We start from the raw sequence: 16,930 nt of genomic DNA on the forward strand, positions 1-16,930 counted from the left end.
GAAGAGGAAATTTTCGTTCCGCCCCTTCAAAAGACCGTTCAGGAAAATCAAAAATTTCCTGTTAAACGAGGGGAATATAGGAAAAAATTCGCGTCTTAGGCCGTTATTAAATTCCCGGCTGTTTCGAGAGCCTCTTCATCCGTCAGACCGATAACATTTCTGAGTTCTGCCACCTGCACAAAGTTGTCCGCGCCGCCATCGGCATCCACAGCCAGAAAGCTGTCCGTTCCGTTGTCCGTAATCTGGACAAAATCCGCGATGGCATCCGTGAGAGGGTCATAGCCCGTCAGAAGATCCGCAATATCAATTGCATCTCCCTCGGCGATAGAAAAATCACCAATCACATCCACATCGTTAAAGGCCGACGGGGCCTCAAATACAAACCTGTCAGCCTCCGATCCGCCATACAGGACATCCTTTCCGTCATCGCCATAAAGAACATCGCTGCCCCCAAGACCATAGATCACATCCTCACCGATTGTGCCTGACAGGGGATCGTCATCGCCCTGCGTGCCCGTAATCGTGCCGTCCGGCAGGACTTCCCATGCCATATACTCATGAAGCTGGTCCAGTTCCGCGCCCGTCAGGGCCGCGTTATATTGCACAAGCTTGTCCAGCGTGCCGGTGAAATTGTAGCCGTTTCCTGTTGCCGACTGGCCGTGGAAAGACGTCGCGTTTTTCATCCACCCGATCCCGACATCTCCCCCGTGCTGGTACAGCAAACCGACGCCCGATGCCTGACCCACTTCAACGCCGTTCACATAGCCCGTCAGCGTCCCGTCCAGCGGAAACGCGCCGTCCAGAACCAGCGTCGCCGTATAGGCCGTATCCGCGCTTACCCCCGTATCCAGCTCTTTATAGCCCCAGTTTTCTTCCCCCTTGTTCCACGCCGCAAGGTAAAGACGCCCGCTTTCGACAAACAGGTTTATCCCCCGGATATAGCCCCCCTGTTCGTAAAGCACCTGCCGCGCCGTAACGTCCGCGCCTGTCGTAAAGGAAACGGAAATCGTCTTGGCCGCGTAAGGCCCCCCCATCGTCATCTCGGGGCTGTGCGGCAACGTGTTCACCGTCACGGGGTCCAGCAGGAACACCCGGTCCTCTTCAGGCGCCGCTGGAGAGGGATCCGGCAGGACTTCCCATGCCATATACTCATGAAGCTGATCCAGATCCGCGCCCGTCAGGGCCGCGTTATATTGCGCAAGCTTGTCTAGCGCGCCGGTAAAATTGTAGCCGTTTCCCGTCGCCGACTGGCCGTGGAAAGACGTGGCGTTTTTCATCCACCCGATCCCGACATCTCCCCCGTGCTGGTACAGCAAACCGACGCCCGATGCCTGACCCACTTCAACGCCGTTCACATAGCCCGTCAGCGTCCCGTCCAGCGGAAACGCGCCGTCCAGAACCAGCGTCGCCGTATAGGCCGTATCCGCGCTTACCCCCGTATCCAGCTCTTTATAGCCCCAGTTTTCTTCCCCCTTGTTCCACGCCGCAAGGTAAAGACGCCCGCTTTCGACAAACAGGTTTATCCCCCGGATATAGCCCCCCTGTTCGTAAAGCACCTGCCGCGCCGTAACGTCCGCGCCTGTCGTAAAGGAAACGGAAATCGTCTTGGCCGCGTAAGGCCCCCCCATCGTCATCTCGGGGCTGTGCGGCAACGTGTTCACCGTCACGGGGTCCAGCAGGAACACCCGGTCCTCTTCAGGCGCCGCTGGAGAGGGATCCGGCAATATATTCAAAGCCACTGTTCCAACGTCACTCTCCCCGTTTCCATCCTCAATCGTATAGGTAAAACTGTCTGCGCCGACATAACCTGCCGCAGGAGTGTATGTGATCGTATGATCCGGGTTGAGAACAACCGTACCATTGGCGCCTTGTGTAATGCCGCTGATAAAAACGCTGCCAGGATCAAAAATAAAATCATTGAGCATGGTGTCCAAAGTAAGAGCCTGGCCCTCTTCCGTTTCCGCGTCATCATTCAAAGCGATCAGGGGCACTTTGTACGGCTCCACAAGATCGACACGAACGTCCAGAGCTTCGACGCCAGAGACCGTCAGCCCCAGCGTACTCAGTGTATAGCTCAGCCCGTTTGAAATTGCATTTTCAAGCGCAACAAGGTCGTCCTGAATGGATTGAAGGGCATGCGTCGTGGCCGTGAGTATAATCTGGAAGGCGTCAATGCCCGCCTCTCCCTCAATCAGGTTCGTCATTCCGGCAAGGGCGCTTTCCCGGTACACAAGAAGATCTGCCCCTGCGCCGCCGTAAAGCTCGTTACTGCCTTCACCGCCAATCAGGATGTCATTTTCCTCCTCGCCGTAAAGGACGTCGTCACCCGCCTCACCATATAAAATATCACTGCCGCTACCGCCGCGCAGATCGTCATTGCCCCGACCGCCATAAAGAGCATTATCCGCTATATTGCCGGACAAAAAATCATTCCCGTCACCGCCGTAAACGACCTCAATGACCGTGCCCGGAGCAATCGTAACAGCTTTTCCGGCAATGGTGCCTGTCTCCGTGGCCAGGTCCAGGGTTGAGTTTGTTGTCACCGCGGCAAGATTAACCGTATCAGTACCGCCGTTTGTATCTGCAATCGTGCTCCGCACGAGGAGATCGCTTCCTGAAAAAGCGCCAAATTCATCCGTAAAGATATAACGGTCGTCAGCGGAAGATTCCTTTCCCAAAAATTCGAGAGACCAGCTATTCAACATGCCGCTATCCAAAAAAGCGGCGTCCTGAATATTCAAAGTCCACGTTCCCGCACTGTTTTCACCCCAATGCGCCGTGCTGCTGAATACAAAATCAATCGTGCCGCTATAGATGCCGTTATTTACGCGATTGGCCAGCGTGCTCTCCGTTCCATCGGGACCGGTTAACTTGATAATCAGGTCCCCGCCCCAACTATGAGAAATATCAAGATTGATCAGGATATGTTCGATCGTAACATTTTCCGTCACGTCCAGAGTCGTTATCACCGTTCCCTGATCCGGCAAAACGAGAGCCGGACTGGCGGAAGCAAAAATACTTGTCATCGTGGCGTATGTATTTTGACCCTGCCATGTCTCTGCCAGCCGTACGGCAGCACGGGCATCCACCAGCCCGAAACCGTAATCATGGGAAAAATGAAGCCCGCCGCCGTTCCAGTTCCCTGCGCCGTTAAATTGCCAGCCTGCAGAAAAAGGATCGTTCTGGCGCGCGGAATAGGCCAGAATTTCCTGCACATCCCGATAGCCCAGAGCGGCGTTTGCCTCCAGCATCAGGGCAATCACGCCACTGACAATCGGTGTGGACCCGGATGTGCCGCCAAACCATGTAAAATCTCCGCTGTCATAGCCACCGCTGCCTGTTTTGTCGGTTGTGCGCAAATTCGTGCCCGGGGCCGTAACCAGAAGATTTGCGCCGGGAGAACTAAACCATGAATAGGTTCCGTCCTGATCCGTTGCCGCCACAGAAATGGTATAAGGAGAGTTCCCGACATTGTGATAATTCGCGTTCCCGCCTGTATCCCGGTCATTCCCGGCGGCGAAAACGGCAACCGTTCCCAAACCGCCCCGGCCATTTTCCGCAAGATTCAAAAGGGCACCGCTCACACCTTCCCATCCCGCCTGTTTGAAATTGTCTGAAAAAGCAGACGTAAAACTCCAGCTATTGCTGAAAACATCAACCGTATCAGCAGCGCGGTTTATCGGATCAACAACCTGGGATATAGGATAATTCCCAAATCCCATACGATAACCAACAATATCCGCATCAAACGCCACCCCCACCGTTCCGGTACCGTTATCATCCGCTGCAATCAATCCGGCCACGGCCGTACCGTGCCTGTTTGTGCTCTCGGAATCGCGGGCATCGCTGTCGTTGTCAAGAAAATCATAATCCAGGTCAAAACGATAATTTGGCGCCAGATCGGGATGCGTATAATCAAACCCGTCATCCAGAATGCCGACGAGAACCCCGGCGCCCGTATAATCATCCCAAACGTCCCGAACGTTGATCGACCATGTATCCGTTCCCGTGTGCCACTGGTCCGCCAGCAAGGGATCGGATGGCTGACCGAGCACTTGCAGCGTATCTTGTATAATCAATTCCAAACCTTCCTTTTCACGGAAAGCACGATCAGAGACCATGGTTTGCGCCTCCTGTTACAGATTACCGGATATGGCGGCTAACAATTACATAAGATTTCGCAAGGGGCAAGTCCTTCCGGCTGTACTTCCGTATGACCTTGGTTTCCAGATAAAAAGGCCCTGCGGTTATTAATTATCAAAAATTTTCCTTCTCTGGAGAGACTGCATGAGGGTGAAATATGTTCAAAAGTTTCCCCTTAAGCTCTTTAAGAACCGGCTTTAACGGTCTTTTCGCCCTAGAGGCTTTTGTCGAAGCATAATTCTCCCGCCCTCCGGCCTGATTTCTTTCACGCCGCTCTGTGTCGCATCAGAGATTTTGCAGTGCGTGGAACAGCCATCGCCGCCCAGAGTATTGCCGTCATCGCATTCTTCATTATAAGGCGCGGCGTCGTCGACAATACCATCCCCGCAACGCGGAAGCGTGCAATCGTTCCGGCAAACATTCGGACGGTCCGGATCCCTATAGGTTAAATATGCATCGCATTCTTCACCCGTGTCGGTAACGCCGTCCCCGCACCCGTAGAAGCGGCAGTCCGGGCGGCACTTATCGGGCTCATTGTCGCTGTTATCCGGGCCGTCATCGCATTGCTCGCCCGTTTCGCAAATCCCGTTACCGCACACATACTTGCTTGTTTGCACCGTATTGAATTCCAGACATCTGTTCTTGATCGCCGAAGCCGGCTGCGAGAGCAGAACCAAAAAGGTAAAAGCGAAAAAGCAGACATAAACATGTTTCATCGGCAGGACATTCCTTAAAATATCTTCATTCAAGGGATAGATTGCACGCCAGATCCGTTTAAAAAGCAAGTCAATCCATTGGCCTTTCAGGGCGATTGACGCTTTTTCAAACTGGCAGGGGCAGAGGGACTTGAACCCACGACCTGCGGTTTTGGAGACCGCCGCTCTACCAACTGAGCTATACCCCTATTGACCCGCCAAGACGCTGCCATTCTTACTGTTTGTTGATAAAAATGGCAAGCGTTTGTGTCTGCAAAAGCCCCTCCCCCAACGTCAAAGGGCAAAGCCCCCTCCTTCTTCCCAATAACATGCCAGAGCACCAGAAAAAGATACAGGCGTAAAACCGCATATATTTGTTCTTGCTTTGTTCTGTTTTTAGGGTTAGGTTCAAATCATGAAGCGCTCTTTTTTCCGCTCAAAACCGTAATAAAAAAAGAAAGGTGCCATGGCGAAATCATCTAAAAACTACGTTTGCCAGTCCTGCGGGGCCGTAAGTTCCAAATGGGCCGGTAAATGTGAATCCTGCGCGGCATGGAATTCTCTTATCGAAGAAATCGCGGAAGGAACGGTCCCCAAAGGACTCGGGTCCTCTAAAAAAGGGCATCGCTTGAAGCTCTCGGGCCTGAAGGGGGAAGAAACGGAGAAAAAACCGCGCCATGTAACACAACTGCCCGAATTTGACCGTGTAACCGGCGGCGGACTGGTGCCGGGATCAACTTTGCTCATTGGCGGAGATCCTGGAATCGGAAAATCGACCTTATTGTTGCAGGTCGTGTGCAAGCTGGCATTGGCCGGCAAGCGCTGCCTTTATATCTCCGGCGAGGAGTCGATAGACCAGGTGCGTTTGCGGGCGCAGCGGCTGGAACTTGAGTCCGCGCCCGTCGAACTCGCAAGCGCAACGAATGTGCGCGATATTGTGGCTTCGATGGACGATCCGGCCCATCCGGTCGATCTGATGGTCATTGATTCCATTCAGACAATGTATGTGGACAATGTGGAATCGGCCCCGGGAACGGTCACGCAGGTCAGAACATCCGCGCAGGAAATTTCACGCGCCGCCAAACGGCGCGGCATTTGCGTCCTCTTTGTCGGACATGTCACCAAAGACGGGCAAATTGCAGGCCCCCGGGTATTAGAACATCTGGTAGATGCCGTTTTATATTTCGAAGGAGACCGCGGACATTCTTTTCGCATTTTGCGTACGGTCAAAAACCGTTTCGGCCCGACGGACGAAATCGGCGTTTTCGAAATGGCGCACGAAGGACTGGTTGAAGTCGCCAACCCCTCGGAGCTTTTCCTGGCACAGCGGCAGGAAAATGTCGCAGGAAGCGCCGTTTTAGCGGGGCTGGAAGGCACACGCCCCGTGCTGGTGGAAGTCCAGGCTTTGGTTGCACCTTCCGCTTTCGGCACACCGCAGCGCGCCGTCATCGGCTGGGATACAAAGCGTCTGGCAATGATTTTAGCCGTGCTCGAAGCACGCTGCGGCGTAACCCTGTCCGGCAGCGATATTTTTCTCAACATCGCAGGCGGTATACGCATGCATGAACCTGCGGTGGATCTGGCCGTTGCGGCGGCCCTCGTCAGTTCCCACAGCGGCGTGCCCGTATCGGGCGACACCGTCTTTTTTGGAGAAGTCGGCCTGGCCGGAGAGGTGCGCAGCGTTTCCCAACCGGACCTCCGTTTGAAAGAGGCAACAAAACTGGGGTTTGGAAAAGCCGTTATTCCCTGTTCCCCCCGAACAAAAACAAAAAGGCTTCGGAAAGACCTGAATGTAGAGGAAATCGATCATCTGGAAGCGCTCGTGGCCTTGTTTTCTGAAAAACACAAGGGCATTCGGGCGGCGTAGTTTTAGGAAAATCCAATAACAACTTAGAAAAAACAATGTTTTCTAATATAAAAAACCAAAGTTCAGGGTATTATATTAGCTTTTACTTTATTTAATTTCTGTTTTATAAAAGAAAAAATAATTTTTTTTCGTTTTTTATTGATATATCGAAATATTTGTTATACAAACAAGGAACACACCCTCTATTACCGCCGTTTGTCCGGAGACCTTGTTACAGGGTCTCCGGACCTTTTTTAGGAAATAGCTTGTCTGCGTTTCATGAATAAGAAGAAACACCAAAACAAGAGCATTGCGAATTAAGCCTCCGGAGTCACAGGTCCGCCCCGCTTATCCTGTTGCCGCCGGCCAAAGCATAAAACTGCCATATCGCGCAACCTCCCGAATATAACGCTTTGCGCAAAACCGCCGAATCAAAAAACCCTTTTCAATCAATGTTTTGCCAACATTTTTACTTGACGCGCTCCTTTATGTTGGGGCATGCTTGGATTAACCTTAAGTTCACTGAGATATGAAAGATCAGAGATGACGAAATCTGAACTCATTCAGAAACTGGCAGAGCGCAATCCTCACCTTTTCCTGCGAGATGTCGAAAAAGTCGTAGATACGGTCTTTGAAGAAATCACGAACGCGCTTGTGAATGATGACCGCGTGGAATTGCGCGGATTCGGGGCCTTTTCGGTTAAACACCGCGATGCCCGCACAGGCCGGAATCCACGGACCGGGGAAACCGTTCATGTTGACTCCAAACGCCTGCCTTTTTTTAAAACCGGCAAAGCGCTCCGCGAAAAGCTGAATGGAACAACGGACGATTCTCAGGCGGAAGAAGATCCCTTTTATGACAGGGATTCTTTCTAACCTGCCCTTTGGGAATTTAAGCTGATGCTCATACTAAAATGGATAACTTCCCTGCTGCTTATCATCGCGGCGGTTTTGTTTTCTCTGGCACACCGTCAGGAGGTTTCTTTTACATGGAGCCCTTTTCACGACCCCGCCAATGTTCCGCTTTATCTCCTTGCTCTCGGCATGGTTGGAATCGGGATTTTTTTAGGCGTTATCGCAACATGGCTCAGCATGGGACGGCTTCGCAAAGACCGCCGGACATTGCGCAAAACGGTTAAGATGCTTGAAAAAGAACTTGGAAAGGCCAACGCGGAAATTTTCAATGGCTCCCTGATTGAAGGACCAAAAGATGACTGAAACCCTGCCAAAAATTTTTTGCGCTATCGATACGCCGGATCTGGATCAGGCCGTCAGTCTTATTCGCGCCCTCTCCGCCGCAGGATGCGGCGTTAAACTGGGGCTGGAGTTTTTTAGCGCCCACGGCCCGCAAGGAGTGCGCAATATCATGGAAAAATGCGGCCGTCCGCCCGTTTTTCTGGATTTAAAATATCATGACATTCCGAACACAGTTGCCGGTGCCGTCCGCGCGGCATCTGATCTCGGCGTCGTATATCTGAATGTCCACGCCTCCGGCGGGCTAGAAATGATGCGCGCCGCCAAAGAAGCCTGTGCGCCCGGCGTACGGCTTCTGGCCGTTACCATCCTGACCAGCCTCGATGAACAGGCTATCGCCAAAATCGGCTATCAGGAAGGCATTGAAAGCCGCGTCAGGCAAATGGCCCTTTTAACACAGGAGGCCGGACTGGACGGGATTGTTTGTTCCGCCAGAGAAGTTGCACTGGTCCGAGACGCCTGCGGCCCCGATTTCATCCTGATGGTCCCCGGAATACGCCCTGCCGGGTCCGACAAGCAAGACCAAAAACGCAGCATGACCCCGCGGGATGCCCTGAGAGAAGGGGCCACGCATCTTGTGATTGGCCGCCCGATTACACAGGCCGACAATCCGGCGGCGGCGGCGGAAGAAATTTTGAAGAGCCTATGACCGATGTTAAAATATGCGGAGTGAAAACTCCTGAAGCGCTGACGGCCGCAATAGAAGGCGGCGCGCGCTTTGTCGGGTTCGTCTTTTATCCGCCTTCCCCGCGCTTTATCGATCCTTCCGTTGCGGCTTATCTGGCCGGTTTTGTGCCCCAAACCGTCCGGATCGTCGGGCTTTTTGTGGACCCGTCCGACGAGGAACTGGAAAAGGTGCTCCGGGAGGTTCGCCTTGATATGCTGCAACTTCACGGAAGCGAAAGCCCCGGACGTCTTATGGAGATCAAAAAGAAATTCGGCCTTCCCCTCATCAAAGCCGTTAAAGTTGCAGCAAAATCCGATCTGGACTGCCTGCCGGGATTTGAAGCATCTGCCGACTGGATTCTCTTTGATGCCAGGGAAAACAAATCCTCTTCAGACCTCCCCGGCGGAAACGGCCTGCCCTTCGACTGGACATTGCTGCAGGATTTTTGCAGCAAAAATCCTCCTCAAAAACCATGGATGCTGGCCGGCGGCTTAACGGCCGAAAATATACCCACCGCCCTTGAAATTTTGCAACCGGACGCCCTGGATGTTTCCAGCGGCGTTGAATCGGCCGCGGGCGTAAAAGATCCCGACAAGATCAAACACTTCTTGAAACTTGCACTGGGCGAAGATTGGCGCTAGTACAAAATCATGCTTGAAAATATTTACATGACCCATCCTGCGAACTCCCTGCGTGCCGGTCCGGACGACAAAGGCCATTTCGGACCTTATGGCGGGCGTTATGTTGCCGAAACCCTTATGCCGCTTATCCTCGAGGTAGAGCAGGCCTATAAAGAGGCCCGGTCCGACGGACGGTTCTGGGACGAATTTAAAAAACTGGCACAGGATTATATCGGCCGTCCCAGCCCGCTTTACTTCGCCGAAGCCGCCACACGGCACTTTGGCGGCGCCAGAATTTATCTCAAACGCGATGAACTGAACCACACCGGCGCGCATAAAATCAATCATTGCCTCGGGCAAATCCTTGTGGCCCGCCGGATGGGCAAAACCCGTATCATCGCCGAAACCGGCGCAGGGCAGCACGGAGTCGCAACGGCAACCGTTTGCGCCCTGTTTGACATGCCCTGCACCGTCTTTATGGGCGCGCAGGACATAGAGCGGCAAAAGCCGAATGTGTTCCGCATGAAGCTTCTGGGCGCCGAAGTTGTGCCGGTCACTTCCGGTTCATCCACGCTGAAAGACGCCATGAACGAAGCCTTGCGCTACTGGGTCGGAAACGTCCATGACACTTATTACCTGATCGGGACGGTGGCAGGACCGCACCCCTATCCTGAAATGGTGCGGGATTTTCAGTCTGTCATCGGACAGGAAGTCCGCGACCAGATCATGGAGAAAGAGGGCCGCATGCCCGACAGCCTTGTGGCCTGTATCGGCGGCGGGTCAAATGCGATGGGCCTGTTTCACCCGTTTCTGGACGACCCGGATACGCGCATGATCGGCGTGGAAGCCGGCGGCCACGGCGTAGACACGGACAAGCATGCGGCAAGCCTGACCGGCGGCAAGACGGGCGTTTTGCACGGCATGAAAAGCTATTTCCTGCAAAACGATGACGGCCAGATTACCGAAGCCCACTCGATTTCCGCCGGACTGGATTATCCGGGCATCGGCCCGGAGCATGCCTGGCTGCATGATATGAAGCGCATCGAATATGTCTGCGTTACGGACGATGAGGCGCTGGAAGCTTTTCAGCTTCTATCGAAGCTGGAAGGGATTATTCCGGCGCTGGAACCTTCCCATGCATTCGCGCATGTCGCCAAAATCGCCTCCGGCCTGCCAAAAGACCATTTAATGGTGATGAATCTTTGCGGTCGCGGAGACAAGGACATCTTTACCGTGGCGGAAAAACTGGGGATGAAAATATGAACCGGATTGAAGCCCGCTTTAACAAACTGAAAGAAGAAGGCCGCAAGGCCCTTGTGACCTTTATAACGGCCGGCGACCCGGACGCAAAAAAAAGTCTGTCCGTTTTAAAAAAACTGCCTGAATCGGGAGCAGACTTTATAGAAATAGGGATGCCTTTTTCCGATCCCATGGCGGACGGACCCGCCATTCAGGCCAGTTCCCTGCGGGCTCTGCAAAACGGCATGACCCTGAAGAACACACTGGAATTGCTGCAGCAATTTCGCACAGGGGATACAAAAACGCCCGTCATCCTTATGGGGTATTTTAATCCTGTTCTGGCGTATGGCATTGAGAATTTTGTGACAGACGCCGTACAATCCGGTGCGGACGGCCTGATTATCGTAGACCTGCCGCCGGAAGAAGCGCAGGAGCTTCAAGGACCCGCCGATGAAGAGGGGCTTTGCCTCATCCGGCTTGTGACCCCAACAACGGATGAACGGCGTCTTGAAAAAATTCTGGAGGGGGCAAGCGGCTTCCTTTATTACGTCTCTATCACTGGCATTACGGGAACAAAATCCGCGAATGTGCAGGATGTGGACGCCCATATTCAGCGCATTAAAAAACAGACCAATCTTCCCGTTCTCGTCGGGTTTGGAATCAAAACGCCGGAAGATGCAGGAAAAATGGCCGACATCGCCGACGGTGTCGTGGTGGGATCGGCGATTGTCGAAAATATGCAGAAAAATCAAAACGATAACAATCTTTCCGTCAAAATTTCGGATCAGGTCAAAAAGCTGTCCGCCGCCCTTTAGCTTGACAAAAAACCCCCGATCGGAGCATATAGCGCCCTATGAACTGGCTTTCAAATTTTATACGCCCGCGTATCCGCTCCATTGTCGGAGACCAGAAAGAGATGCCGGACAATCTCTGGCAGAAATGCGAATCCTGCGAAGGCATGCTCTTCCACAAGGAGCTCACGGCCAATTTAAATGTCTGTTACCATTGTGGACACCATATGTTTATTCCGGTGCGCCAGCGTCTGGAGCTTCTCTTTGATGAAGGAAAATTCGAAAAAATCGTCCTGCCCAAGGTTCCGCAGGACCCCTTAGGCTTTAAGGACAAGAAAAAATATGCGGACCGCCTGAAAGACACCCGCAACAAGACCAAGGAGAAGGACGCGCTGGTCATTGGAAAAGGCACCATAAACGGCCAAAATACGGTCATCGCGGCGTTCAACTTCAGCTTTATGGGCGGCTCCATGGGAACGGCTGTCGGCGAGGGCATCGTAAAAGCCGCGGAAAGAGCCGTGGAAAGCAACGCCGCCCTTATTATCATCCCGGCTTCCGGCGGCGCACGGATGCAGGAAGGCATGCTCTCCCTGATGCAGATGCCCCGCACAATCATTGCCGTGGATATGGTAAAAGAAGCAGGGTTGCCTTATATCGTCCTGCTTACCAACCCGACAACCGGCGGTGTCAGCGCTTCCTTTGCCATGGTGGGAGATATTCACGTTTCCGAACCGGGCGCCACCATCGGCTTTGCCGGACGCCGCGTGATCGAGGAAACGGTTCACGAAACCCTGCCCGAAAATTTCCAGACCGCCGAATATCTTCTGGATCACGGCGTTGTGGATATCGTCTGCCCGCGCCATGACCTGCCGGAGACGCTCGGACGAATCCTGGACCTTTTGATGGCGCCTTCCAAAAAACAAAAAGGCGCTGCAGCAAACGGAAAAAACAATACCAAAAAGAAAAATAACGGCTCAGCCGGACAAAAGAAAAGTGCCGGACGCTAATCCTGCCCTTATAACCCCCGAAGCACGTCTGGAAGAACTGCTTCGGACACTCTATCGCTTTTACGATCAGGAAATAGACATGTCTCTGGACCGCATCAAGCGGTTCATGCACCGAATAAATGACCCGCAATTGCACCTTCCCCCCGTGGTTCATGTGGCCGGTACAAACGGAAAAGGCTCAACAATTGCAACGCTTCGGGCACTTCTGGAAGCCGGAGGGAACAAGGTTCATGTTGCCACGTCCCCGCATCTGGTTCATGCGACAGAGCGCATCCGTCTGGCCGGAAACCTTATTTCCACGACCAATCTTGTTGCCGTTTTAGAAGAATGTCTTGCAGCAAATGAAGAAGAGCCTATCACTTTTTTCGAACTTTTCATGGCCGCCACTTTCCTTGCTTTTTCAAGGGTTCCCGCCGATTTTTGCCTGCTGGAAACGGGATTGGGAGGGCGGCTGGATGCCTCCAATATTGTGCCCGATCCGGTCTGCACCGTCATCACCACGCTCTCGAAAGACCATCAGGAATTCCTGGGAAAGTCCCTGCAACAAATTGCCGCGGAAAAAGCCGGCATCATGAAACCGGGCGTCCCCTGCATTATTGGAAAACAGACAGAAGAAGCTCTGGCCGCCGGCGTCATGGATGTTTTCCACAATATATCCTCAAGCCTGTCCCCAGAGGCGCCGCTCTTCCGTTTCGGGTCCGAATGGTCCATTGAACCTGAAAAAGACCGGATGCGTTTTACGTTCAACGGCCAGTCTGTCTTACTGCCTCTCCCTGTTCTCAAGGGCCGGCACCAGATTTACAATACAGGCGCAGCTCTCGCAGCATTGAAGATCATCGAAACGAAACAGACCGGTCCAGAAATTTTATCCACCGCTCTGGAAAAAGTGACATGGCCCGGACGGTTGGAACGTTTGGAACACGGGCCCTTGATAAAAAAATTGCCGCCGGAGTGGGAACTCTGGATTGACGGCGGCCACAATGATAGTGCGGGTCACGCTTTGGCGGAGCAGGCGCAGGAATGGGCCGCGCAGGACGGCAAACCCCTTCATTTAATCGTTGCAATGGTGACCCGGAAAGACCCGCAGGGCTTTCTGGCGCCCCTTCAGCCTTACACGCAAAGTCTTACGCTGACGGAAATCCCGAACGAAAAAAGCAGCTTTTCCAGCGACGCCCTCTTTGAAAGGGCCCTGCCTCTCGGGTTTCAAAAGGTGCATCATGCAAAAACCGTTGAAGACGCCCTCTCCGGCATTCTGAGCGCCGAAAAATTTCCCCCGGGACGGATCCTGATAACAGGTTCCCTCTATCTTCTGGGCCATATTCTCTCAAAGCCATAGCTTTGCCCTTTTTCTGCCTTGAAAGAGCAGCTTTTGCGCTCTAATCCTATTTGGGGTACAAAGGAGAGGCTATGACACAAAATATTGCACTTGTTGACGATGACCGGAATATCCTGACCTCCGTTTCGATGGCCCTCGAAGCGGAAGGGTTTAACGTCAAAACCTACAGTGACGGCGAGGAAGGCCTGAAAGGTATTTCGGAGAACACCCCGGATCTGGTGGTCCTGGACATCAAGATGCCCCGGATGGACGGCATGGAGGTTTTATCCAAATTGCGCGAACACTCTTCCATTCCCGTCATTTTCCTGACCTCGAAAGACGACGAGGTCGATCAGGTGATCGGCCTGCGTATGGGCGCGGACGACTACATTACAAAACCGTTTTCCCAGCGGCTGTTGATTGAGCGCATTCGCACGCTTTTACGCCGACAGGAGCTTATGGGAAGCGCGCAGAACAAGCCGGAAGAAAATAGCGAAAAAATAACGGTTCGCGGGAATTTAACGCTGGATGACGACCGCCACCTGTGCGCCTGGAAAGGAGAGCCCGTGAACCTGACCGTAACGGAATATCTTCTCGTCAAATCACTGGCACAGCGGCCCGGTCATGTAAAAAACAGGGACCAGTTGATTGATATGGCGTATGGTGAGAATATCTATGTAGATGACAGAACGATCGACTCCCATATCAAACGGGTCCGGAAAAAATTCAAAGCCCTCGACCCCGAATTCGACCACATCGAAACCCTCTACGGAATCGGGTATCGGTATAAGGACGCTTAAAAGCCTTCCTGCGCGGCTCTTCAGGCCGCGCAAGCCGACGCGCTGGCACAGCAACAGCGACCAGATGAGCGGCCTGTCGACCAAAATTCTGGCCGTGAATATCATCGCCATTATGATTCTGGGCCTCGGGGTCCTTTATCTGGGCGAGTACACCGACAGCCTGATTGAAGGCGAGCTTGATTCCATGCGCTCCGAAGCCCGTCTTTTTGCCGGCGCGATTTCCGAGGGCGCGGTCCGTCCGGTGTTTCAAATTTCGCCGATTCCTTTCGAGGACCCGCTTGCCACCGAAGCCATCAAACCCGAACTCGCCCGCCGGATGGTGCGGAGGCTGGGCGAAATCGGTAAAAGCCGCGTCCGGCTCTTTAGCATAGACGGGGTCGTTTTAAGCGATTCGCACAGGCTTACCGGTCCCGGCGGTTCCGGCGATATTGTACAGATGGAGCCCCTTGGCCCCGTCCAGCCCCCTCTGACCTTCGATTCTCTTTTTGCCCAATCCGCCACGCGTTTTCTGGACCTGATTCCGATGAAAACGCGGCTGCCTTCTTATCCGGAAAGGATAACGACCGACTTTTTCTATTTTCCGGATACGCAGGCCGCCCTGTCCGGCACCGTGACCTCCACCGCCTGGTATAAGGAAAACGGGCACATTATCCTCACGGCAGCCGCGCCCATACAGAAAATCAAACAAGTGATGGGGGTTACACTCCTGATTCGAGACGGCACCGAGCTGGAGCGATCTATCGCGGACGTACGGGTCAATGTTTTCCGCGTTTTTCTAGGCTCGCTGGGCATTACCGTCATGCTTTCGATTTACCTGTCCGGCCTTATCACCAAGCCTTTGCAACGTCTGGCGCGCGCGGCCGAATCTATCCGGCGGGGCAAGGGCCGCGATATCGAAATCCCGGATATGAGCGGGCGGAATGATGAAATCGGGGAGCTTTCCATTGCCCTGCACGATATGACGCAAGCCTTGTGGGACCGTATGGATACGATCGAGCGCTTTGCCGCCGACGTGTCCCACGAAATTAAAAACCCCCTGACAAGCCTGCGCAGTGCGGTAGAAACGGCCCGCCGTGTGGATAACGACGAAAGCCGTAAGAAACTTATGGATATTATCCAGCATGATGTGAAACGTCTGGACCGCCTTATTACCGATATTTCGAGCGCCTCGCGTCTTGATGCGGAGTTGAGCCGCGAAGAGATGCAAGAGGTCGATCTTGTGGCCCTTTTATATTCTCTGCGCGACGCCTACAAAAAACCCCTCAGCCGCACAAAGGAAGGCGACTCTTCCGATGAGGATACCAGTATCCGTCTGGATTTCGCCGAAAACACGAAAATTCTGGTCCGTGGAAATGAGGATCGCCTGGCGCAGGTGTTTGGCAATCTTTTGACAAACGCCCTGTCTTTTTCCCCCGAAGACGGGACGGTCGATGTGCATATCCTTGAAGAGAACGGCCAAATCCTGATTCGGGTGGAAGACCAGGGTCCGGGTATTCCGGAAAACAAGATAGAGACTATTTTTGAGCGTTTTTACACGGAAAGGCCGAATCACGAGGATTACGGCGCACATTCCGGTCTGGGGCTGTCCATCTCGCGCCAGATTATCGAAGCGCATGACGGACGCATCTGGGCCCAAAATCTTTACAACGACGCAGGGGAAATAACAGGGGCACGCTTTAATATTGTGTTGAACGCCGCGTGAATAAAAAACAAAAAAAACAGATCGTCTTTGTGACCGGCCTGTCCGGCGCGGGCCTTTCTTCGGCCCTGAAAGCCCTGGAAGATCTCGGTTATGAGGTGCTGGACAATTTTCCCATAAGCTATACGGACCGCCTGATTCACGAAAGCGAAGCCGACGGGCGGCCTGTTGCTTTCGGAATCGACACGCGCAGCCGGGGATTCAACCCGGATGCCGTCATAGAAGCGGCCCAAAAAAACAGCGCGCGCCTGGTTTTCATGACCTGCGATGACGCCGTTTTGCAAAAACGCTTCACGGAAACGCGCAGGCGCCACCCACTGGCACAGGACCGGCCCGTTGCAGACGGGATCAAGAAAGAGCAGGCACTTCTCTATTCCTTGCGGGATATCGCCGATCCGGTCATTGATACGACAGAGCTTTCCATTCATGATTTACGGCGGATCATTCAGGGTCATTTTGACCCGTCCCGCGAAAATGACCTGAGCGTGACCCTCATGTCTTTCGGGTTCAAAAACGGCCTGCCCCGTGAGGCCGACATCGCCATGGATGTGCGCTTTTTGCGCAACCCCCACTGGGATAAAGATTTAAAGCCCCTGACGGGGCAGGACCCGAAAATCGGCGCCTATATCGAGGAAGACGAAGCTTTCGCGCCTTTCATTCAAAATTTCAAAATCCTGATCGAGCCGCTTTTGCCGCGTTACACGCATGAAGGCAAAAGCTACCTGACGATCGCTATCGGCTGCACCGGCGGGCGGCATCGATCCGTTTATGTCGCGGAAATGATTGGAACATGGCTCAAAAGCCTGAACGTAACCACCCATATCCAGCACCGGGATATAGAACGTTAAATATGC

Annotated in this window: 14 protein-coding genes and 1 tRNA gene; 12 read left to right on the forward strand and 3 right to left on the reverse strand. The window is 53.4% G+C overall.

What is annotated here, in order from left to right:
• Positions 1-95 precede the first annotated feature (95 nt).
• From H6853_01505 to H6853_01515, 3 genes are all read right to left on the reverse strand, one after another.
• Positions 96-4,121: a S8 family serine peptidase gene (locus H6853_01505; protein ID USO03984.1), complete on the reverse strand. Its 4,026-nt coding sequence runs from the start codon at positions 4,119-4,121 to the stop codon at positions 96-98.
• A 219-nt stretch (positions 4,122-4,340) separates the two neighbouring features.
• On the reverse strand, positions 4,341-4,859 hold the full coding sequence (locus tag H6853_01510) for a DUF4215 domain-containing protein (GenBank protein USO03985.1): 519 nt from the start codon (positions 4,857-4,859) through the stop codon (positions 4,341-4,343).
• Positions 4,860-4,971: 112 nt separating this feature from the next.
• A tRNA-Trp gene (locus H6853_01515) sits at positions 4,972-5,047 on the reverse strand.
• A 257-nt stretch (positions 5,048-5,304) separates the two neighbouring features.
• On the opposite strand from H6853_01515, the gene radA reads away from it, so the two are divergent.
• From radA to rapZ, 12 genes are all read left to right on the forward strand, one after another.
• Entirely contained in the window at positions 5,305-6,705 is a 1,401-nt protein-coding gene (gene radA, locus H6853_01520; GenBank protein ID USO03986.1) for a DNA repair protein RadA, read from the forward strand.
• Positions 6,706-7,227: 522 nt separating this feature from the next.
• Complete coding sequence (gene ihfB / locus H6853_01525) at positions 7,228-7,560, forward strand: integration host factor subunit beta (protein USO03987.1); 333 nt, start codon at positions 7,228-7,230, stop codon at positions 7,558-7,560.
• 24 nt (positions 7,561-7,584) lie between these two features.
• Positions 7,585-7,902, forward strand: a complete 318-nt coding sequence (locus tag H6853_01530; GenBank protein USO03988.1) for a LapA family protein — start codon at positions 7,585-7,587, stop codon at positions 7,900-7,902.
• On the forward strand, positions 7,895-8,587 hold the full coding sequence (gene pyrF, locus H6853_01535) for an orotidine-5'-phosphate decarboxylase (protein USO03989.1): 693 nt from the start codon (positions 7,895-7,897) through the stop codon (positions 8,585-8,587). The genes H6853_01530 and pyrF overlap by 8 nt, the downstream gene beginning before the upstream one ends.
• Positions 8,584-9,246: a phosphoribosylanthranilate isomerase gene (locus tag H6853_01540; GenBank protein USO03990.1), complete on the forward strand. Its 663-nt coding sequence runs from the start codon at positions 8,584-8,586 to the stop codon at positions 9,244-9,246. The genes pyrF and H6853_01540 overlap by 4 nt, the downstream gene beginning before the upstream one ends.
• 27 nt (positions 9,247-9,273) lie before the next feature.
• Positions 9,274-10,488, forward strand: coding sequence for a tryptophan synthase subunit beta (trpB, locus tag H6853_01545; GenBank protein USO04560.1), 1,215 nt, complete (start codon positions 9,274-9,276; stop codon positions 10,486-10,488).
• Complete coding sequence (locus H6853_01550; GenBank protein ID USO03991.1) at positions 10,485-11,279, forward strand: tryptophan synthase subunit alpha; 795 nt, start codon at positions 10,485-10,487, stop codon at positions 11,277-11,279. The genes trpB and H6853_01550 overlap by 4 nt, the downstream gene beginning before the upstream one ends.
• Positions 11,280-11,317: 38 nt before the next feature.
• The gene (locus H6853_01555) at positions 11,318-12,262 is read left to right on the forward strand and encodes an acetyl-CoA carboxylase carboxyltransferase subunit beta (GenBank protein USO03992.1); all 945 of its coding nucleotides are present in this window, start codon (positions 11,318-11,320) and stop codon (positions 12,260-12,262) included.
• Between the two features lie 79 nt (positions 12,263-12,341).
• Positions 12,342-13,598: a bifunctional folylpolyglutamate synthase/dihydrofolate synthase gene (locus H6853_01560; protein ID USO04561.1), complete on the forward strand. Its 1,257-nt coding sequence runs from the start codon at positions 12,342-12,344 to the stop codon at positions 13,596-13,598.
• Positions 13,599-13,669: 71 nt separating this feature from the next.
• Positions 13,670-14,377: a response regulator transcription factor gene (locus tag H6853_01565; protein USO03993.1), complete on the forward strand. Its 708-nt coding sequence runs from the start codon at positions 13,670-13,672 to the stop codon at positions 14,375-14,377.
• Between the two features lie 64 nt (positions 14,378-14,441).
• Positions 14,442-16,079 carry a stimulus-sensing domain-containing protein gene (locus H6853_01570; protein ID USO04562.1) on the forward strand — a complete coding sequence of 546 codons (1,638 nt, stop codon included), beginning with the start codon at positions 14,442-14,444 and terminating at the stop codon, positions 16,077-16,079.
• A complete protein-coding gene (gene rapZ, locus H6853_01575) occupies positions 16,076-16,924 on the forward strand; it encodes an RNase adapter RapZ (protein USO03994.1) in 849 nt (282 codons plus the stop codon). The genes H6853_01570 and rapZ overlap by 4 nt, the downstream gene beginning before the upstream one ends.
• Positions 16,925-16,930 lie beyond the last annotated feature (6 nt).

It is taken from the genome of Rhodospirillales bacterium (assembly GCA_023898765.1).
GTDB lineage: Bacteria > Pseudomonadota > Alphaproteobacteria > Micavibrionales > Micavibrionaceae.